Source organism: Streptomyces sp. cg36, assembly GCF_041080675.1.
Classification (GTDB): domain Bacteria; phylum Actinomycetota; class Actinomycetes; order Streptomycetales; family Streptomycetaceae; genus Streptomyces.
The window spans coordinates 4430644-4450308 of sequence record NZ_CP163520.1; the positions used below are offsets into that span (position 1 = coordinate 4430644).

Here is a 19665-nt window from a genome sequence, read left to right on the forward strand (position 1 = left end):
CCTGCGGCGGTATGCGCCGCGACCGGTTTCTCGGGGGATCCGTGGACTTTAGACCCTGGTGCCGTCGGCCGGGGCGTCCCCGTCCGCGCCCTCCCCGGTAGCCGCCCGCGCCGCCGCGTGCCGCTTCAGGGCCGCGTCGCGTCCGCGGACGTACCAGATGCCGATCAGCCCGAGACCGCCGCCGGCCAGGCACGTCCAGACCCACCAGAGGTGGCCGTGGTCGTCGAACCAGCCGTAGAACGGCAGCTGGACGAGGAAGAGGGCGAACCAGAGGACCGTGCCGCCGGTGATGGTGGCGACGACGGGCCCTTCGAGGGGCTCGGGTGCCTCGTGTTTCGGTGTCCACTTCGCCATGCGCCCAGTGTAGGGGGAGGGTTTCCGGGGGCCTCCGGGCCGCGGGGAGGCCGGGCGTCCCTTGGGTCTACGCGCGGAGATAGCGATCTTCGACTTATGTATTCATACTGAAACCGCTTGTGGCTGACTCGTTTTGTTCGTTGAAACGTCCAAAGAAGTTCGGGTTGAGGCCGCTTTTCGCTTGTTCCTCCCCGCCCCGCCTCCCTGCCCCGTCTCCCGACTGAGGTTTCGCATGTCCCCCTCGGCCACCGCCAAGGTCGACACCCCGCCGCCGTCCCCGACGCCGCCGGTCAACGGCCTGGACCGCTACTTCAAGATCTCCGAGCGGGGTTCCACCTTCGCCCGCGAGATCCGCGGCGGCTTCGCCACCTTCTTCGCGATGGCCTACATCATCGTGCTGAACCCGATCATCCTGGGCAGCGCCAAGGACATGTACGGGCACCAGCTCGACGGCGGCCAGCTGGTCACCGCGACCGTGCTGACGGCGGCCTTCACCACGCTCCTCATGGGCGTCATCGGCAACGTGCCGATCGCGCTGGCGGCCGGGCTCGGGGTCAACACCGTGGTCGCCCTCCAGCTGGCGCCCCGGATGAGCTGGCCGGACGCGATGGGCATGGTGGTCCTCGCGGGCTTCGTGGTGATGATCCTGGTCGCCACCGGGCTGCGCGAGCGCGTGATGAACGCGGTGCCGCTGGGCCTGCGCAAGGGCATCGCCATCGGCATCGGCCTCTTCATCATGCTGATCGGCCTGGTCGACTCGGGCTTCGTCTCCCGGATCCCGGACGCCGCCCACACCACCGTCCCGCTCCAGCTCGGCGGCAACGGCCATCTGCTGGGCTGGCCGGTCCTGGTCTTCGTTCTCGGCGTGCTGCTCACCCTGGCGCTGATGGTGCGCAAGGTGCCCGGCGCGATCCTCATCTCCATCGTGGTGATGACCGGTGCCGCGATGATCATCGACGCGGTCGCCACCGTGCCGTCCTGGGGCCTGACCACCCCGAAGTGGCCCGGCAACCCGGTCGCGAGCCCCGACTTCGGGCTGGTCGGCAAGGTCAGCCTGTTCGGCGGGTTCGACAAGGTCGGCGTGCTGACCGGCGTCCTGTTCGTCTTCACCGTGCTGCTGTCCTGCTTCTTCGACGCCATGGGCACGATCATGGGCATCGGCGACGAGGCCAAGCTGACCGACGCCGAGGGCAACATGCCCGGCATCAGCCGCGTCCTGTTCGTCGACGGCATCGCCGTCGCGGCGGGCGGCGCCTCGTCCTCCTCGGCCACCACCTGCTTCGTGGAGTCCACGGCGGGCGTCGGCGAGGGGGCCCGCACCGGCCTCGCCAACGTGGTCACCGGCGGCCTCTTCACGGTCGCGCTCTTCCTGACCCCGCTGGCCACCATGGTCCCGTCCCAGGCGGCCACCCCCGCGCTGCTGGCGGTGGGCTTCCTGATCCTGTCCGGCTCGATCCGGCAGATCGACTGGGACGACTGGACGATCGCGATCCCGGCGTTCGTGACGATGCTGATGATGCCGTTCACGTACTCCATCACCAACGGCATCGGTATGGGCTTCCTCACCTTCACCGTGCTGCGCCTGGTGGCGGGCCGGGGCCGTGAGGTGCCGGTGGCGATGTACGTCGTCTCGGCGGTGTTCGCCTTCTACTACCTGATGCCGGCGCTGGGCCTCACCTAGGCCGCGGGCCCCGCGGCCCCGCCGGGGGCCGCGCTAGGCGGCGCCGTAGAACTTCTCCGTCTCGTCGACGGCGGCGTTGAAGCGCTCGTCGAAGTCATCGCGAATGAGCGTCCGGACCACATAGTCCTGGACGCTCATTTGGCGTTTGGCGGCATGCTGCCGGAGCCGTTCGAGCAGCTCACCGTCTATCCGCAGGCTGAGCACGCTGGTCCCCATGGGTCGAGGGTCGCCGCAGGCCCTGCCCTGGTGCGTCACTTTTCCGATAGCTCTCACTCATTCGGGTGATGTGTGTCGTGGTGCGGGACCGCAGTCTAGGCGCGCCGGTGGTACACGGCTGGTATTTAGCCAGAGTAATGAGTTACTCTAACGAACATGTCTGACCTGTCCCACGGCACTGACGTAGACGTCGCCGCCGTGAACTCCCTCCGCTCGGCGATCATGCGGCTGAGCCGGCGCCTGAAGCACCAGCGCGTCGACGAGTCGCTGAGCCCCACCGAGATGTCGGTGCTCGGCACCCTCTTCCGCTGCGGCTCGGCCACCCCCGGTGAGCTGGCCCGCAAGGAGCACGTACAGCCGCCGTCGATGACCCGAATCGTCGCGCTGCTGGAGGCGAAGGGCCTGGTCAGGCTGGAGCCGCACCCCGACGACCGCCGCCAGAAGGTGGTCAGCCAGACCGAAGAGGCCGAGGCGATGCTCGAAGAGAGCCGCCGCAAGCGCAACGCCTGGCTGACGACCCTCGCGGAGGGCCTGGACGAGGACGAGTGGGCGAAGCTGCGCGCCGCCGCACCCGTACTGGAGAAGCTCGCACACCTGTGAACTGACCGCGCACGCTTGGAGGCGAACCCCTTTGAGTACGGGAAACGGAGCAGACTCCGCCCCCGCACACAACTCCACCCACGACCCGGCTGCCGCCGGCAGCAGACGAGGGACCTTCTCCTCCCTCGCGATCCGCAACTACCGGCTGTTCTTCTCCGGTGCCATCGTCTCCAACATCGGCACCTGGATGGCGCGGATCACCCAGGACTGGCTGGTCCTCCAGATCACCGGCTCCTCGGTGGCGGTGGGCATCACCACCGCCATGCAGTTCCTGCCGATGCTGCTCTTCGGGCTGTACGGCGGCGTCATAGCCGACCGCTTCGCCAAGCGGAGCATCCTCTTCGTCACCCAGAGCGCGATGGGCCTGGGCGGGCTCTTCCTGGCGGCCATGACGCTCTCCGGCCACGTCCAGGTCTGGCACGTCTATCTGACGGCGTTCTTCACCGGACTGGTGACCGTCGTCGACAACCCGACCCGGCAGTCCTTCGTCTCCGAGATGGTCGGCCCCGACCAGGTCCGCAACGCGGTCAGCCTCAACTCCGCCAACTTCCAGTCGGCGCGGCTCGTGGGCCCGGCGGTCGCCGGCGGTGTGATGGCGGCGGTCGGCCCCGGCTGGGCGTTCCTCGCCAACGGCCTCTCCTTCCTGGCGCCGCTGGCCGGTCTCGCCCTGATGCGCACCGCGGAGCTGCGGCCCACCCGGCTCGCGCCGCGCGGCAAGGGCCAGCTCCGCGAGGGCCTCGACTACGTCTCCAAGCGGCCCGAGCTGATCTGGCCGATCGTCCTGGTCGGCTTCGTCGGCACCTTCGGGTTCAACTTCCCGATCTGGCTCAGCGCCTTCGCCCATGACGTCTTCGACGGCGGCTCCGGGATGTACGGCCTGTTCAACAGCCTGATGGCGATCGGCTCCCTGATCGGCGCGCTGCTCGCGGCCCGCCGGGGCACCACGCGGCTGCGGCTGCTGGCGGGGGCGGCGGGCCTGTTCGCGGTCCTGGAGATCGCGGCGGCGGCGGCCCCGGGCATGGCGCTCTTCGTGGCGCTGCTGATCCCGGTCGGCGTGCTCGGCCTCACCGTCAACGTCACCGCCAACGCCTCGGTCCAGATGGCCACCGACCCGGAGATGCGCGGCCGGGTGATGAGCCTGTTCATGATGGTCTTCACCGGCGGCACCCCGCTCGGCGGCCCGCTCTTCGGCTGGCTCACCGACACCTACGGCGTCCGCGTCAGCCTCGCCCTGGGCGGTCTGATCTGCGCCCTCGCGGCGCTCGGCGTCGGCCTGATGCTGGCCCGGGCGGCCAACCTGCGGCTCAAGGTCGACCTGCGGCGCGGCCGGCGGCACCTGGAGTTCGTCCCCCGGGAGCAGTTGGCCACGGCCGCGTGACCCCTGCGGCGCCCGGCGCGAGACTGGTCCCATGAGACTCTTCGCCGCGGTGCTGCCCCCGGCCGACCGGCTGGCCGAGCTCGGCCGGCCGGTCGACGCGCTGTGCGCCCTGCCCGGCGCGGACGCACTGCGCTGGGCGGGCCGCGACAACTGGCACCTCACCCTCGCCTTCCTGGGCGAGGTCGACGACGCCGTCCGGCCGGACCTGCACGAACGGCTGGCCCGCGCCGCCCGCCGCACCCCGCCGTTCGAGCTGCGCCTGCACGGCGGCGGCCGGTTCGGCGACCACGTGCTGTGGGCGGGCGTCGCGGGCGGGCTCGACCCGCTGCGGCTGCTCGCCGAACGCGTGGACGCGGCGGCTCGCCGCGCGGGCGTGGCGATGGAGGAGCACCGCCGCTACCACCCCCACCTCACCCTGGCCCGCAGCCGCGCCGGCGCCGACCTGCGCCCGTACACCGACGCCCTGGCCCCCTTCGAGGGCACGGCCTGGCGGGTGGCCGAGGTGTTCCTGGTCCGCAGCAACCTCCCGGTCTCCGGGGTCCCGGCCGAGCTGCCCCGCTACGACGTGGTGGGCCGCTGGCCACTCGGGGCGTGAGACGGCGGTACGGGCGGTACGGGCGGTACGGGAGGGGGCGGAGCCCGGGGGGCGCCGCGGTGTTCGTTACGCTCGTACGCGTGAACCCGAAGACCAGGAACCGGATCATGGCCGGTGTGCTCGTGCTGATGTTCGTCGTCGTGGCGGTGGCGGCGGCCCGCGGCTGACGTCCCCGGCGGGGGCCGCCGCGCCCGCCGCTACCAGGCGAACGCCTCCGGGGCGGGCCCCGGCCCCGGGAAGATCTCCTCCAGACCGGCCAGCACCTCCCCGCCCAGCTCCAGCTCCACCGCGCGCACGGCGGAGGCGAGCTGCTCGGCGGTGCGCGGGCCGACGATGGGGCCGGTCACGCCCGGCCGGGTCAGCAGCCACGCCAGGGCCGCCTCGCCCGGCTCCAGCCCGTGTTCGGCCAGCAGGTCCTCGTACGCCTGGACCCGGGGCCGCACCGCCGGGTCCGCGAGCCCGGCGGCGGACCGGCCGCCCTTGGTGCGGGCCCCGCTCCCCTCCCGCTCCTTGCGCAGCGCGCCGCCCAGCAGCCCCTGGTGGAGCGGGGACCACGGGATGATCCCGACGCCGTACTCCTGGGCGGCGGGGATGATCTCCAGCTCGGCGCGCCGCTCGGCGAGGTTGTACAGGCACTGCTCGCTGACCAGCCCCAACCGGCCGGTCCTGGCGGCGACTTCATTGCCCTGGGCGATCTTGTAGCCGGGGAAGTTGGAGGTGCCGACGTAGAGCACCTTGCCCTGGCGCACCAGGACGTCCATGGCCTGCCAGATCTCCTCGAAGGGCGTCTGCCGGTCGACGTGGTGGAACTGGTAGACGTCGATGTGGTCGGTGCCGAGCCGCTTGAGGCTGGCCTCCACCGACCGCCGGATGTTGAGCGCGGAGAGCTTGTTGTCGTTGGGCCAGACGCTGGTGTTCCAGGGGCTGCCGTCCGGGGTCATGTTCCCGTACCCCTTGGTCGCCAGGACGGTCCGGTCCCGGCGCCCGCCGCCGCGCGCGAACCAGGACCCGACGATCTCCTCGGTGAGCCCCTTGTGTTCGCCGATGCCGTAGATGTTGGCGGTGTCGAAGAAGTTGATGCCCGCGTCGTGGGCGGCGTCCATGATCGCGTGACTGTCGGCCTCGTCGGTCAGCCCGCCGAAGTTCATCGTCCCGAGGACGAGACGGCTGACCTTGAGTCCGGTGCGTCCGAGCTGCGTGTACTCCATGAGGGACCAGCGAACCTCTTGAAGTGCGCTCGAAGCAAGGGGAGTTCGGCCGGGGCGGATCCGGCCGCGCGCCCCGGGGATCAGACGGCCGCCGCGTACGCCCCGCCGAGGCCCCACCCCTGGTGCATGGCGTCCGCGAAGGCCGCCGCCAGTTTGTGCTCGCCGGACGCGGCCGGGTGGGTGCCGTCGTAGGTGTCCACGTGGATGTCGTACGCCGCCGGGTGCGAGGCGAGCAGCAGCGGTGACGACGGCTGGTCCAGATCGGCCACCGCCTTCGCCAGGAGCTCGTTGAAGCGGGCGACCTCGGCGGCGAAGGGCGCGTCCGTCTCCGCCCGTACGTTGGGTATGACCGGCAGCAGCACCATCTTGATCGCCGGGTTGGCCGCGCGCGCCTCGGCGACGAAGAGGCGGACGTTCTCGGCCGTCTGGCCGCTGTCGGTGTAGAAGCCGAGGTCGATCAGGCCGAGCGAGACGAGCAGCACGTCCGCGCCCGCCCCGGCCGCCGCCTCGCGGATCAGCGGGGCCATGTGGAGCCAGCCCTCGCCCCAGCCGGAGAGGTGGCGCCGGGCCGGTGCGGGGAAGTCCGGCGCGCCGTACGCGGACGACAGCGGGGCGCCCGCCTCCGTGTCGTACAGCTCGGTGCGCGGCCCCACGATCTCGCAGGGGGCGCCGAAGGCCGTGCTCAGGTGCTGCCACATCCGGTAGCGCCAGGTGATGTCGCCGGCGCGTCCGATGGTCATGGAATCGCCGACGAACATGAAACGCATGAGGTCATGATGGCGGATCACCCGGGCGGCTTCGACGGGCGGCCACGTGACGATGGACACTTGATCCCATGCGTTTCCCGATGCGTTCGCTCCTGTCCGTCGTCACGGCCGCCGGGCTGCTCGGGCCGGCCGCCGGACCGGCCGCCGCCGACGACGGCGACTTCACGATCAAGGACCCCCGGATCAAGGAGTCCAGCGGTCTCGCCGCCAGCCGGGCCCACCCGGGGATCGTCTGGACGCACAACGACAGCGACGACGGGCCGTACGTCTACGCCATCGACTCGAAGACCGGGGAGACCGTCGCCCGGATCACCATGACGGGCGTCGGGCGCCCGCGCGACGTCGAGGCGATCTCGGTCGGCGCGGACGGGAACGTGTACGTCGGGGACATCGGCGACAACCTCGGCGGGACCTGGAAGAACGTCTGGATCTACAAGTTCCCCGAGCCCCAGCGGCTCAAGGACGCGACGGTCAGGGCCACGCAGTACGTGGTGAAGTACGCCGACGGGCCGCGCAACGCCGAGGCGCTGATGGTCCACCCCACGACGGGCCGGGTGTACATCGCGTCCAAGAAGGAGGGCGGCGGCGGGCTGTACGAGGGGCCCGCGCACCTCTCCACGGCCGGGACCAACGTCTTCCGGCGCGTCGGCGACGTGCCGTGGGTCACCGACGGCGCCTTCTCCCCGGACGGCACGAAGCTGGCGCTGCGCGGCTACTTCTGGGCGGCCGAGTACGACTGGAAGGGCGGCAGGATGGGGGCCCGGCACGGAGTGGAGGCCCCGCTGATGCGGCAGGCCGAGTCCGTCACGTACACGCTGGACGGGAAGGCGCTGCTGTTCGGCAGTGAGGGGGAGCAGAGTCCGGTTTCGCGGGTCGCCGTCGCGGCGGGTGCCGAGTCCCCCGGGGGCAGGGGGAGTTCCTCGCCGGGCGACGCCGCCTCCGGCGAGGGCAATCGGAACCTCGTGTACGGGGGGCTGGCGGTCGTGGGTGTGGGGGCGGCGTGGGTGGGGCTGCGGCGCCGCCGCCGGTAACCACTCGCCCTCCGCCTGCGGCGCGGTGGTTGGCCTGGTCGCGCAGTTCCCCGCGCCCCTTCCGGAGCTGGTTTCTTTGCCTGCGGCCCGGTGGGGGCCGTTCGCGCAGTTCCCCGCGCCCCTTGTCGGGCCGGTCTTTGGCTGCGGGCCGTGCTGGCTCGCTCGCGCAGTTCCCCGCGCCCCTAGGAGGGCCCTGCGGGCCCATCTTCAGGGCCGCGCGCAACTGGGCACGGCCCGCAGATGACAGCGGGTTCAGGGGCGCGGGGAACTGCGCGAGAAGCGGGCACGGTCCGCAGGCGAACGGGGTTCTCAGGGGCGCGGGGAACTGCGCGGGCAACCCCCACCGGCCCGCAGGTGACAGCGGGTCCAGGGGCGCGGGGGACTGCGCGGGCAGCCACGTTCTACCTGCGGACGGAGAACCTCAGAGCTGCTCGATCACGTAGTCGACGCAGGCCGTCAGGGCCTGGACGTCGGCCGGGTCGATCGCCGGGAACATCGCGATCCGCAACTGGTTGCGCCCCAGCTTGCGATACGGCTCGGTGTCCACGATCCCGTTCGCCCGCAGCACCTTCGCCACGGCCGCCGCATCCACCTCGTCGGAGAAGTCGATCGTGCCGATGACCTGCGACCGCTTGGCCGCGTCGGCCACGAACGGGCTGGCGTGCTTGGACTCCTCGGCCCACCCGTACAGCGCCTTCGCGGACGCGGCCGTACGACCGGTCGACCACGCCAGACCGCCCTGCCCGTTGATCCACTTCAGCTGCTCGTTGAGCAGGAAGAGCGTGGACAGGGCCGGGGTGTTGTACGTCTGGTTCTTCAGCGAGTTGTCGATCGCGGTCGGCAGGCTGAAGAACTCCGGGATGTGGCGGCCGGACGCGTGGATCCGCGCCGCGCGCTCCAGGGCGGCGGGGGAGAACACCGCGATCCACAGACCGCCGTCGGAGGCGAAGGACTTCTGCGGGGCGAAGTAGTAGACGTCGCTCTCGGCGATGTCGACCGGCAGGCCGCCCGCGCCCGAGGTCGCGTCGACCAGGACGAGCGCGCCCGCGTCGGCGCCCGCGACCCGCTTGACGGGGGCGGCGACACCGGTGGAGGTCTCGCTGTGGGTGAGGGCGTAGACGTCGACGCCCGCCTCGGCGGCCGGGTCCGGGTGCGTACCGGGCTCGGAGGCGATCACCGACGGGTCGGCCAGCCACGGCGCCAGCTTGGCGGCCTTGGCGAACTTGGAGGAGAACTCGCCGAAGTTCAGGTGCTGCGACTTGTTCTCGATCAGCCCGTGGGTCGCGACGTCCCAGAACGCGGTGGAGCCGCCGTTGCCCAGGACGACCTCGTACCCCTCGGGCAGCGAGAACAGGTCCCGTACGCCCTGGCGGACCTCGCCGACCAGGTTCTTCACCGGGGCCTGGCGGTGGGAGGTGCCCAGCAGGGAGGTACCGGTGGCGGCCAGGGCGTCCAGCGCCTGGGTCCGCACCTTGGAGGGGCCCGCGCCGAAACGGCCGTCGGCGGGCTTCATGTCAGCGGGAATCTGGATCTCAGCCACGAGCGCAGGGTATCGGCACACCGGGGACGGCGGCGTTCCGGTCCACCTCCCGAGACGCGCCCGCCGCCGCGCCCACCGCCGGCGGGCCCGCCGGGGCAGGCTGGGGGCCATGGGAGACAAGGGGCGTACGGACGCGGCGGCGGCACAGGGCGCATGGGAGCGGGAGCTGCGCGGGGTGGTGCGCGGGGAGGCCGACTTCTCGCCGGGCGCGCGGGCGCTGACGACGATGGACGCGTCCAACTACCGGCGCGTCCCACGGGCCGTGGTGGCGCCCCGGGACGCCGACGACGTGGCCGCCGTCCTCGCGGTGTGCCGGGCGCACGGGGTGCCGGTGGTGCCGCGCGGCGCGGGGACCTCGATCGCCGGGCAGGCCACCGGCACCGGGGTCGTGCTGGACTTCACCCGGCACATGCGGTCCCTGCTGGCGGTGGACGCCGAGGCGCGCACGGCGGTGGTGCAGCCGGGGCTGGTCCTGGACGTGCTGCGCGCGGCGGTCCGCCCGTACGGCCTGACGTTCGGGCCCGACCCGTCCACGCACAGCCGCTGCACGCTCGGCGGGATGATCGGCAACAACGCCTGCGGCTCGCACTCGGTGGCGTACGGGACGACCGCCGACAACGTGCACGAGCTGGCGGTGGTCGGCGGTTCGGGCGGGGCGCTGCGGCTCGGGCGCGGCTGGAGCGGCGCCCCGGCGGGCCTGCGCGACTTCGTCGGCGCCCGGCTCGCCGCCCTGCGCACCGGCTATCCGCAGGACCTGCCGCGCCGGATCTCCGGGTACGCGATGGACGCGCTGCTGCCGGAGCGCGGCACGGATCTGGCACGCGCGTTCTGCGGCTCGGAGGGCACGCTGGGGGTGCTGACCGAGGCGACCGTACGGCTGGTGGAGGCGCCCCGGGCGCGGGCGCTCGCGGTGCTCGGCTACCCGGACGAGAGCGCGGCGGCCGAGGCGGCGCCCGCGCTGCTGCCGTACGGGCCGCTCACCGTCGAGGGCATGGCCGCCGACCTGGTGCGCGGCGCGGCCGGGCTGCCGCGCGGCGGCGCCTGGCTCTTCGTGGAGACGGGCGGCGCGACCCCCGCCGAGGCGCGGGCGCGCGCCCGCGAGGTGGTGCGGGCCGCCGGGGCGCTGGACGCGGCCGTGGTCACCGACGCGGCCGGGCAGCGGGCGCTGTGGCGGGTGCGGGAGGACGCGGCCGGGACGGCGACGCGGATGCCGGACCACACGGAGGCGTGGCCCGGGTGGGAGGACTGCGCGGTGCCGCCCGCGCGGCTCGGCGCGTATCTGCGGGACTTCCGGGCGCTGTTGAAGGAGCACGGGCTGCGCGGCACGCCGTACGGGCACTTCGGTGACGGCTGTGTGCACGTACGCATCGACTTCGACCTGCTGAGCGCGCCGGGCGTGGCGCGCTTTCGCCGCTTCTCCGAGGAGCTGGCCGGGCTGGTGGCCGCGCACGGCGGTTCGCTCTCCGGCGAGCACGGCGACGGGCAGGCGCGGGCGGAGCTGCTGCCGAAGATGTACGGGGACGAACTCGTAGCACTCTTCGGGGAGTTCAAGGACATCTGGGATCCGGCGGGCGTGCTCAACCCCGGGATCCTGGCGCGCCCGGCGCGGCTGGACGAGAACCTGCGGTTCGCGGTGCTGCCGAGGCGGCCGGTGGCGGTGGAGTTCGGCTATCCGCAGGACGGCGGGGACTTCTCGGCGGCGGTGCGGCGGTGCGTGGGGGTGGCCAAGTGCCGTACGGCAGAGGCGGGTTCGGGGGTGATGTGCCCGTCCTTCCGGGCCACCGGCGAGGAGGCGCACTCGACGCGGGGGCGGGCCCGGCTGCTGCACGAGATGCTGGCGGGCGAGGTCGTCACCGGCGGCTGGCGCTCCCCGGAGGTGCGGGACGCGCTCGATCTGTGCCTGTCCTGCAAGGGCTGCCGCAGCGACTGCCCGGTCGGGGTGGACATGGCCACGTACAAGGCGGAGTTCCTGCACCACCACTACGCGGGGCGGCTGCGCCCGGCCGCCCACTACGCGATGGGGTGGCTGCCGCGCTGGCTGCGGCTCGCGGCGCCGTGGGCGCGGGTGCTGAACGCGCTGGCCCGGGTGCGTCCGCTGGCGTCGCTGGTCAGACGGATCGCGGGGATCGCGCCGGAACGGGCGCTGCCGGTGCTGGCGCCCCGGACGCTCCGGGCCTGGCTGCGGCGGCGCCGGGCCTGCGTGGGCCAGGCTCCCGGGACGGCCTCCGCCGTCCTGTGGCCGGACACCTTCACCGACCACCTCTCGCCGCAGGTGGGGCGGGCGGCGGTACGGGTCCTGGAGGCGGCCGGGGTGGGGCTCGCGGTGCCCGAGGGGCGGGTGTGCTGCGGTCTGACGTACGTCTCCACCGGCCAGCTCACCCGCGCCCGCGCGGTCCTGCGCCGCACGCTGGACGTGATGGAGCCGCTGCTTGCGCGCGGGCTGCCGGTCGTCGTCCTGGAGCCGAGCTGCGCGGCGGCGCTGCGCACCGATCTGCCGGAGCTGCTGCCGGACGACCCGAGGGCGGCGCGGCTGGCGGCGCGGGTGCGGACGTTCGCGCAGGCGCTGGAGGAGTGCGCGCCCGAGTGGACCCCGCCGTACGTGGGGCGCCCGGTCGTCGGGCAGACCCACTGCCACCAGCACGCGGTGCTCGGGGACGCGGCCGAGGCGCGGCTGCGCGAGCGCGCGGGCCTGACGGGCGGGCTCAGCGGCGGCTGCTGCGGACTGGCCGGAAACTTCGGCTTCGAGCGCGGCCACTGGGAGGTGTCGGTGGCTTGCGCGGAGGAGCGGCTGCTGCCGTCGGTACGGGCCGCCGCCCCCGGTACGGAGCTGCTGGCGGACGGTTTCTCCTGCCGTACGCAGCTGGAACAGCTGGCGGGGCGGCGGGGCCGGCATCTGGCGGAGGTGCTGGCGGAGGGGCTGGGAGCGGGGCGGGGTGGTGAGGGGTAGACGGGCCGAGCACCGCTTACGTTAAATGGAGGGCGTGGTTCCGCCGGTGTCGGGAAAAAGCTGGACCGGACTCCACGGCTGGTGCAATATTTTAAACAAGCAGACCAGTGAAGTGAACTGTCCAGCGTGGCGACGAACCAGCCAGCAAGGGGAACCCGGTGACCACTCAGCACGCCGCAGAGCCGACCGCCACCACGGCGGCGACCGTCACCGCGCCGGAGGCGGCGGGCGGGCTCGGCGGCGCGCGCGGCCGGGGGGCGGCCCTCGCCCCCGTCGCGCTGGTCGTCTCGGCGGGCATATCCGTGCAGTTCGGCTCGGCGGTGGCGGTCATGCTGATGCCGAGGGCGGGCGCGGCCGGAGTGGTGACGCTGCGCCTCGCGGCGGCGGCGGTGGTCCTGCTGGTCCTCTGCCGCCCGAAGCTGCGCGGCTACCGGCGGGCGGACTGGGGCACGGTGGTCGCCTTCGGCGCCGCGATGGCCGGTATGAACGGCCTCTTCTACCAGGCGGTCGACCGCATCCCGCTCGGCACGGCGGTGACCCTGGAGGTCCTCGGCCCGCTGGCCCTGTCCGTCCTGGCCTCGCGCCGCCTGGTCAACTTCGTCTGGGCGGCCCTCGCGCTCGCCGGTGTGGCGCTGCTGGGCAGCGGCGGGGGTGCGGGGTTCGGGTCGCTGGACCTGGTCGGGGCGGCGTTCGCGGTGGGCGCGGGGGCGTGCTGGGCGGTGTACATCCTGTTCAGCGCCCGTACGGGCCGCCGCTTCCCGCAGGCCGACGGCCTCGCCCTGGCGATGGCGGTCGCGGCGGTCCTGTCGCTGCCGCTGGGCGCGGTCCAGTCGGGCTCCACGCTGCTGGTGCCGTCCACGATCGCCCTCGGCGTGGCGGTCGCCCTGCTCTCCTCCGTCCTCCCGTACACCCTGGAACTCCTGGCCCTGCGCCGCCTGCCCGCGTCCACGTTCGCGATCCTGATGAGCCTGGAACCGGCCATCGCGGCGACGGCGGGCTTCCTGGTCCTGCACCAGTCCCTGTCCGCGACGGACGCGCTGGCGATCGCGCTGGTCATCGGGGCGAGCGTGGGGGCGGTGCGGTCGCAGGTACGGCGCTAGCCCAGGGCGGCCCCATCGGCGCCGCCCGCCCGTGCAGCGCGTCCCGGGCCGCCCCGCGCAGGGCCTCGCCGAGCCGGTCGTGCAGCAGCGCGGCCTCGGAGGGCAGCAGCACCATGTCGGCGTCGGCCACGTGCTCCCCGTCCCGCGCGAGCCACAGCGGCACGCGCACGTTGCCGTCGGTGTCCCGGCGGGCGGGCCGACTCGGAATGGGGTCGACGCGCCAGCCCCGGGGAGTGGGGTCGGGGGACCGGGGGGTTTGCTTTTTGGTGGGCATGGGGTGATGGTCCGGCGGGGGGTGGGGGCGGGGCCAGGTTGTTGCACGGGATTGCATCGGGCTCACCCGAGTGAGGTAATCGCGTCGGTGATCAGAGCCCGGGCTTTCGAGCCGTAGACGGCCATCTCCGCCAACTCGGCGAACGCCCGCACGTACAGCCCGACTTCGGTCGGGGCGGTGACCGTCACGTCGGCGGACAGCAGCTCGATGGCGGCTCGCCGGCCGTCGAACACCATGAACGTCTCGATGGGCCACATGCGACGCGCCGCCGTTCTGGGAATGATCCCGAGCGACACCGACGGGAGCGACATGACGGCCAGCAGATGGCCGAGCTGTCCCGCCATGACCCGCGCGTCGCCGAAGCCGTAGTACAGCACGTCCTCTTCGATGACCAGGGCGAACCTGTGGTCGCCCTCGTGGATCACATGGGACCGGGCCATGCGCGCCTCGACGGCCTCCGCCACGTCGTCGGGGATCTGCCGGAACTCGGTGATCGCGGTCAGCAGCGCCCTGGCGTAGCCGTCGGTCTGGAGCAGGCCGGGGACCACGTTCGAGCAGTACACGCGGAAGTGGCGGGTCCGCTCGAACAGGGGGACGGCGGACTCCTGGAGCCTGAGCAGTCCGGTCCGTTGTTTGCGGCGCCATTCGACGTACATCGAGTCGGCGGTGCGATTGGCGGCGATCAGGTCGGCCGCCTGCTCCTCCGCGCCGCAGGCGCGGCACCACGCACGGATGTCGGCGTCGGACGGAGGCGTCCTGGCGTTCTCGACGCGGGACGATTTTGCCGCGCTCCAGCCCGCCCGCGCGGCCACCTCCCGCCCGGTGAGCCCGGCGTCCAGGCGCAGCTCCCGCAGGCGCGCGGCGACTGCCTCGCGGGCGTTCTGCGCGCTGGACGACGGAGAGGCGGACACGGGTCGGCTACCGGGCGGCGCGAGCGATCAGACCTTGAACTCCTCGTGCGGAACGGCCCGTTCCCACACACTGTCGAACGCCACCGCGCACAGCCGGGCCACCGGCGGGTGTTCCGTCCACTCCTCGCCGACGTACCGGCTGTCACCGGTGAAGTGCCCGAAGCGCACGATCGTCCCGTCGAACAACCAGTAGTCGTTTCCGGGCAGCGCCAAGTCGGATGCCTGGCGCCGGGGGAGCCAGCGCACCAGTTCACCGGCTGCGACGTTCATGAACGTCCCGTCGTACTCGAAACGGATGTACTCGCTCACGGGCTCGGAGACGATGCGGGCCCGCCGGACCGCGATGCCACGACCCACGGCGTCGGCGACCAGATCGTGCCAGGGTCGCCACCACGAAGCGCGGTCCGCGGGATCGTCCCGGTGGCCGGACTTCCAGCTCTCGAACCGTTCCGCTTCGTTGTCCACCGCGTAGGAGTCCCGCATCTCCAGATGGACAGCGGAACGCTTGCAACGACTCAGGACCTCATCGAAGTCGTACACCGGCCCGCTCTGCTTCATCGCACGCCTCCCTGATCGCGGTCACCATACGCATGGGGAGCCGCACCACTGCCTCGCCGTCCGGAATCGGCCCCGTCCGCAGGCATGCGGCGCGTACGACTTCGTCGACCTGGAACCCCTGGAACAGGAGCTCCTCCATCTCCAGGTCCACCCAGACGGTGGGGCAGTTCCTCTCGTCCGTATCCGGGTCCTTCGCGATGAACCGCAGCGCCATGTCAGCCTCCCGAGCCGACGGAAATTGCACGGCCTTGCATGCACGACCATCCCGACACCGCACCGGACCCGTCAAGAGCGCACTCCCCCAACCGACTTGCGCCCCCGGCGCACTCCCCACCCCCCTGGGAAAAAACAATGCAAGCATGCTTGATTGTTTTGGCCCCCACTGCCATGCTCCCGGACACACGCCGCCGTGTCCCGAGGGGAGCGCACTGTGTCCGATCCGTCCGCCGTGCTCGATGATCTGCGCGACGAAGACGAGGAACTCGACCGGCTCGTGGCCGGGTTGGGGGAGCGGGAGTGGCGGCGGGCGACCGCCGCCGAGGGGTGGAGCGTCGCGCACCAGGTCGCTCACCTCGCCTGGACCGACCGCGCCGCGCTGCTCGCCGTCACCGACCCGGACGCGTTCGGGGCCGAGGTCGAGAAGGCCGCCGCCGCGCCGGAGACCTTCGTCGACGAGGGCGCCGACGAGGGGGCCCGGCTCCCGGCCGGCGAGCTGCTGCGGCGCTGGCGCGACGGCCGCGCCGCACTGCGCCGCGCCCTGCTCGCCGCACCGCCCGGCGCCCGCTTCCCCTGGTACGGCCCGCCCATGTCCACCGCCTCCATGGCCACCGGCCGCCTCATGGAGACCTGGGCGCACGGCCAGGACGTGTGGGACGCCCTCGGCCGCACCCGTGAGCCCACCGCCCGGCTGCGCCACGTCGCCCGGATCGGGGTGCGGGCCCGCGACTTCGCCTTCGCCGTGCACGGACTCCCCGCGCCCGCCGAGGAGTTCCGGGTCGAGCTGGCCGCCCCCGACGGGCGGGGGACCTGGGCGTACGGGCCCGAGGGCGCGGCCCAGCGCGTCACCGGCCCCGCGCTCGACTTCTGCCTCCTGGTCACCCAGCGCGTCCACCGCTCCGACACCGCCGTGCGCGCCGAGGGCCCCGACGCGGACCGCTGGCTCGGCATCGCCCAGGCGTTCGCCGGTCCGGCCGGGCCCGGACGCGCGCCCAAGGGGGCCTGATGCGCCGCCCCCTGCGCATCGGCAACGCCTCCGGGTTCTACGGCGACCGCTTCGACGCGATGCGCGAGATGCTCACCGGCGGCCCCCTCGACGTGCTCACCGGCGACTACCTCGCCGAACTCACCATGCTCATCCTCGGCCGGGACCGGCTGAAGGACGCCCGGCTCGGCTACGCCAAGACCTTCCTGCGCCAGCTGGAGGAGTGCCTGGGCACGGCGCACGAGCGCGGGGTGCGGATCGTCGCCAACGCGGGCGGGCTCAACCCGGCCGGACTGGCCGACGGCGTACGGGAGTTGGCGGACAAGCTCGGGGTTCCGGTGCGGGTCGGCCATGTGGAGGGCGACGCGCTGGTGCCCGGACCCGGGGTGCTGGCCGCCAACGCCTACCTCGGCGGCGCGGGCATCGCCGCCTGCCTGGCCGCCGGGGCCGATGTCGTCGTCACCGGCCGGGTCACCGACGCGGCCCTGGTCACCGGGCCCGCCGCCTGGTGGCACGGCTGGGGCCCGCAGGAGTACGACGCGCTGGCGGGCGCGGTCGTCGCCGGGCACGTCCTGGAGTGCGGCACCCAGGCCACCGGCGGCAACTACGCCTTCTTCGGCGGCCACGACGTGCGCCGCCCCGGCTTCCCCCTCGCCGAGATCCACGCGGACGGCAGCAGCGTCATCACCAAGCACCCGGGCACGGGCGGCCTGGTCGACCCCGGGACGGTCACCGCGCAGCTGCTGTACGAGACGGGCGGCGCCCGGTACGCCGGGCCCGAGGTCACCGCGCGGCTCGACACCGTGGCGCTGACGTCCGAGGGGACCGACCGGGTGCGGATCGAGGGGGTGCGCGGCGAGGCGCCGCCGCCCACGCTCAAGGCGGGGCTCTGCCGGATCGGCGGCTGGCGCAACGAGGTCGTCTTCGTGCTCACCGGGCTCGACGTCGAGGCCAAGGCGGAGCTGGTCCGGGCGCAGACCGAGGACGCCTTCGAGCGGGCCGGGCGGCGTCCGGCCGAGGTGCGCTGGGAGCTGGCCCGCACCGACCGGCCCGACGCGGAGACCCAGGAGACGGCCGGCGCGCTGCTGCGGCTCGTGGTGCGCGACCCGGAGCCGGAGGCGGTGGGGCGGACGGTGAGCGGCGCCGCCGTGGAGCTGGCGCTGGGGAGCTATCCGGGGTTCCACCTCACGGCCCCGCCCGGCAGGGGCGCCCCGTACGGCGTGTTCGAGGCGGCCCGCGTCGGGCACGACGAGGTCGCGCACACGGCCGTGCTGCCCGGCGGGGAGCGGCTGGCCGTGCCGCCGCCGGCGCGGACCCGGGCGCTGGAGCCGGTCGAGCCGCCCGCGCTGCCCGCACCGCTGCCCGCCGGTCCGGTCCGGCGGGCCCCGCTGGGGCTGGTCGCGGGGGCCCGCAGCGGGGACAAGGGCGGGGACGCCAACGTGGGGGTGTGGGTGCGGTCGGACGACGCCTGGCGCTGGCTCGTCCACGCGCTGACGGTTGACAGATTTCAGGAACTGATAGCTGAAAGCCGTCAGTTGAAAGTCGTCAGACATCAGCTGCCCAACCTCCGTGCCCTCAACTTCACCGTCCACGGCCTCCTCGGCGAGGGCGTCGCCTCACAGGCCCGTTTCGACCCCCAGGCCAAGGCGCTCGGCGAATGGCTGCGCTCGCGCCATCTGGACATCCCGGAGGTACTGCTGTGACCCTCCTGCCCACCGCGCTCGACACCGCCGGGCCCGAGTACGCCGCCCACCGCGCGGCCATGCTCGCCAAGCTGGCCGAGCTGGAGACCGAGCACGCCAAGGCGCTCGCGGGCGGCGGCGCCAAGTACACCGCGCGCCACCACGAGCGGGGCAAGCTGCTCGCCCGGGAGCGCATCGAGCTGCTGGTCGACCCGGACACCCCGTTCCTGGAGCTGTCGCCGCTGGCCGCCTGGGGGAGCGACTACCCCGTCGGTGCCTCGCTGGTCACCGGCATCGGGGTCGTCGAGGGCGTCGAGTGCCTGATCACCGCCAACGACCCGACGGTGCGCGGCGGGGCCTCCAACCCGTGGACGCTGAAGAAGGCGCTGCGGGCCAACGAGATCGCGTTCGCCAACCGGCTGCCCTGCATCAGCCTGGTGGAGTCCGGCGGCGCCGACCTGCCCTCGCAGAAGGAGATCTTCATCCCGGGCGGCGCGCTCTTCCGCGACATCACGCGGCTCTCCGCCGCCGGGATCCCGACGATCGCGGTGGTCTTCGGCAACTCGACGGCGGGCGGCGCGTACGTACCCGGGATGTCCGACCACACCGTCATGATCAAGGAGCGGTCGAAGGTCTTCCTCGGCGGGCCGCCGCTGGTGAAGATGGCCACCGGCGAGGAGAGCGACGACGAGTCGCTGGGCGGCGCCGAGATGCACGCCCGCACCTCGGGCCTGGCCGACCACTACGCGGTGGACGAGCACGACGCCCTGCGCCAGGCCCGCCGGATCGTGGCCCGGCTCAACCACCGCAAGGCGCACCCGGATACGCCGGTGGTCTGCGAGCCGCCCGAGTACGACGAGGACGAGCTGCTCGGGATCGTGCCCGGCGACCTCAAGACGCCCTTCGACCCGCGCGAGGTGATCGCCCGGCTCGTCGACGGGTCCGACTTCGACGAGTTCAAGCCGCTGTACGGGCCGAGCCTGGTCACCGGCTGGGCGCGGCTGCACGGCTACCCCGTCGGCGTCCTCGCCAACGCGCAGGGCGTCCTGTTCAGCGCCGAGTCGCAGAAGGCCGCCCAGTTCATCCAGCTCGCCAACCAGCGCGACGTCCCGCTCCTGTTCCTGCACAACACCACCGGCTACATGGTCGGCAGGGAGTACGAGCAGGGCGGGATCATCAAGCACGGCGCGATGATGATCAACGCGGTGAGCAATTCGAGGGTGCCGCACCTGTCGGTGCTGATGGGCGCCTCCTACGGCGCCGGGCACTACGGCATGTGCGGGCGGGCGTACGACCCGAGGTTCCTCTTCGCCTGGCCCGGCGCCAAGTCGGCCGTCATGGGCCCGCAGCAGCTCGCCGGGGTCCTGTCGATCGTCGCCCGCGCCTCGGCGCTGGCCAAGGGGCAGCCGTACGACGACGACGCGGACGCCGGGCTGCGCGCGATGGTCGAGCAGCAGATCGAGGCCGAGTCCCTGCCGGTGTTCCTGTCCGGGCGGCTGTACGACGACGGGGTCATCGACCCCCGCGACACCCGCACGGTCCTGGGCATCTGTCTGTCCGCGATCCACACGGCCCCGGTCGAAGGCGCGCGCGGCGGCTTCGGCATCTTCAGGATGTGAGGC

General features: G+C 73.0%; 19 protein-coding genes. 10 read left to right on the forward strand and 9 right to left on the reverse strand.

The genetic code is table 11. The features are described from left to right. Positions 1–48: 48 nt before the first annotated feature. Complete coding sequence (locus AB5J87_RS19805) at positions 49–354, reverse strand: DUF2530 domain-containing protein (RefSeq protein WP_369378177.1); 306 nt, start codon at positions 352–354, stop codon at positions 49–51. 232 nt (positions 355–586) lie between these two features. Between AB5J87_RS19805 and AB5J87_RS19810 the strand changes: the two genes are divergently transcribed. Next, positions 587–2035, forward strand: coding sequence for an NCS2 family permease (locus AB5J87_RS19810; protein ID WP_369378179.1), 1449 nt, complete (start codon positions 587–589; stop codon positions 2033–2035). A gap of 33 nt (positions 2036–2068) precedes the next feature. Here the strand turns inward: AB5J87_RS19810 and AB5J87_RS19815 are convergent, their stop codons facing one another. Continuing rightward, entirely contained in the window at positions 2069–2251 is a 183-nt protein-coding gene (locus tag AB5J87_RS19815; RefSeq protein ID WP_369378181.1) for a ribbon-helix-helix protein, CopG family, read from the reverse strand. 156 nt (positions 2252–2407) lie between these two features. On the opposite strand from AB5J87_RS19815, the gene AB5J87_RS19820 reads away from it, so the two are divergent. From AB5J87_RS19820 to thpR, 3 genes are read left to right on the forward strand one after another with little or no spacing between them, the layout of a single operon-like run. Continuing rightward, complete coding sequence (locus AB5J87_RS19820; protein WP_369378183.1) at positions 2408–2851, forward strand: MarR family winged helix-turn-helix transcriptional regulator; 444 nt, start codon at positions 2408–2410, stop codon at positions 2849–2851. 31 nt (positions 2852–2882) lie between these two features. Beyond that, complete coding sequence (locus AB5J87_RS19825) at positions 2883–4229, forward strand: MFS transporter (RefSeq protein WP_369378185.1); 1347 nt, start codon at positions 2883–2885, stop codon at positions 4227–4229. Between the two features lie 31 nt (positions 4230–4260). Next, positions 4261–4824 (forward strand): RNA 2',3'-cyclic phosphodiesterase, encoded by a 564-nt coding sequence (thpR, locus tag AB5J87_RS19830; protein WP_369378186.1) that lies wholly within the window; start codon positions 4261–4263, stop codon positions 4822–4824. A 197-nt stretch (positions 4825–5021) separates the two neighbouring features. On the opposite strand, the gene AB5J87_RS19835 is transcribed toward thpR, so the two are convergent. Both AB5J87_RS19835 and AB5J87_RS19840 read right to left on the reverse strand, forming a co-directional pair. Continuing rightward, positions 5022–6032 (reverse strand): aldo/keto reductase, encoded by a 1011-nt coding sequence (locus AB5J87_RS19835; RefSeq protein ID WP_369378188.1) that lies wholly within the window; start codon positions 6030–6032, stop codon positions 5022–5024. A gap of 80 nt (positions 6033–6112) precedes the next feature. Further along, positions 6113–6799 carry a GDSL-type esterase/lipase family protein gene (locus AB5J87_RS19840; protein ID WP_369378190.1) on the reverse strand — a complete coding sequence of 229 codons (687 nt, stop codon included), beginning with the start codon at positions 6797–6799 and terminating at the stop codon, positions 6113–6115. Positions 6800–6879: 80 nt separating this feature from the next. On the opposite strand from AB5J87_RS19840, the gene AB5J87_RS19845 reads away from it, so the two are divergent. Continuing rightward, a complete protein-coding gene (locus AB5J87_RS19845) occupies positions 6880–7830 on the forward strand; it encodes a WD40 repeat domain-containing protein (RefSeq protein ID WP_369383590.1) in 951 nt (316 codons plus the stop codon). Positions 7831–8251: 421 nt separating this feature from the next. On the opposite strand, the gene serC is transcribed toward AB5J87_RS19845, so the two are convergent. Next, the gene (gene serC / locus AB5J87_RS19850; protein ID WP_369378191.1) at positions 8252–9370 is read right to left on the reverse strand and encodes a phosphoserine transaminase; all 1119 of its coding nucleotides are present in this window, start codon (positions 9368–9370) and stop codon (positions 8252–8254) included. A gap of 109 nt (positions 9371–9479) precedes the next feature. Between serC and AB5J87_RS19855 the strand changes: the two genes are divergently transcribed. Then, the gene (locus tag AB5J87_RS19855) at positions 9480–12317 is read left to right on the forward strand and encodes an FAD-binding and (Fe-S)-binding domain-containing protein (protein ID WP_369378192.1); all 2838 of its coding nucleotides are present in this window, start codon (positions 9480–9482) and stop codon (positions 12315–12317) included. A 158-nt stretch (positions 12318–12475) separates the two neighbouring features. Beyond that, positions 12476–13417: a DMT family transporter gene (locus AB5J87_RS19860; RefSeq protein ID WP_369378194.1), complete on the forward strand. Its 942-nt coding sequence runs from the start codon at positions 12476–12478 to the stop codon at positions 13415–13417. Here the strand turns inward: AB5J87_RS19860 and AB5J87_RS19865 are convergent. From AB5J87_RS19865 to AB5J87_RS19880, 4 genes are all read right to left on the reverse strand, one after another. Further along, positions 13371–13691, reverse strand: a complete 321-nt coding sequence (locus AB5J87_RS19865; protein ID WP_369378196.1) for a hypothetical protein — start codon at positions 13689–13691, stop codon at positions 13371–13373. The two genes, AB5J87_RS19860 and AB5J87_RS19865, sit on opposite strands and share 47 nt — an antisense overlap. A gap of 62 nt (positions 13692–13753) precedes the next feature. Further along, complete coding sequence (locus tag AB5J87_RS19870) at positions 13754–14602, reverse strand: helix-turn-helix domain-containing protein (RefSeq protein WP_369378199.1); 849 nt, start codon at positions 14600–14602, stop codon at positions 13754–13756. A gap of 27 nt (positions 14603–14629) precedes the next feature. Continuing rightward, complete coding sequence (locus tag AB5J87_RS19875; RefSeq protein ID WP_369378200.1) at positions 14630–15160, reverse strand: DUF6879 family protein; 531 nt, start codon at positions 15158–15160, stop codon at positions 14630–14632. Beyond that, positions 15126–15374, reverse strand: coding sequence for a hypothetical protein (locus AB5J87_RS19880; RefSeq protein WP_369378202.1), 249 nt, complete (start codon positions 15372–15374; stop codon positions 15126–15128). Before AB5J87_RS19880 ends, AB5J87_RS19875 begins: the two co-directional genes overlap by 35 nt. 216 nt (positions 15375–15590) lie before the next feature. Between AB5J87_RS19880 and AB5J87_RS19885 the strand changes: the two genes are divergently transcribed. The 3 genes from AB5J87_RS19885 to AB5J87_RS19895 are packed head-to-tail and all read left to right on the forward strand — an operon-like array spanning position 15591 to position 19662. Beyond that, on the forward strand, positions 15591–16382 hold the full coding sequence (locus AB5J87_RS19885) for a TIGR03084 family metal-binding protein (protein ID WP_369378204.1): 792 nt from the start codon (positions 15591–15593) through the stop codon (positions 16380–16382). Continuing rightward, entirely contained in the window at positions 16382–18064 is a 1683-nt protein-coding gene (locus AB5J87_RS19890) for an acyclic terpene utilization AtuA family protein (RefSeq protein ID WP_369378205.1), read from the forward strand. Before AB5J87_RS19885 ends, AB5J87_RS19890 begins: the two co-directional genes overlap by 1 nt. Continuing rightward, positions 18061–19662 (forward strand): acyl-CoA carboxylase subunit beta, encoded by a 1602-nt coding sequence (locus tag AB5J87_RS19895; RefSeq protein WP_369378206.1) that lies wholly within the window; start codon positions 18061–18063, stop codon positions 19660–19662. The genes AB5J87_RS19890 and AB5J87_RS19895 overlap by 4 nt, the downstream gene beginning before the upstream one ends. The last annotated feature ends 3 nt before the right edge of the window (positions 19663–19665 follow it).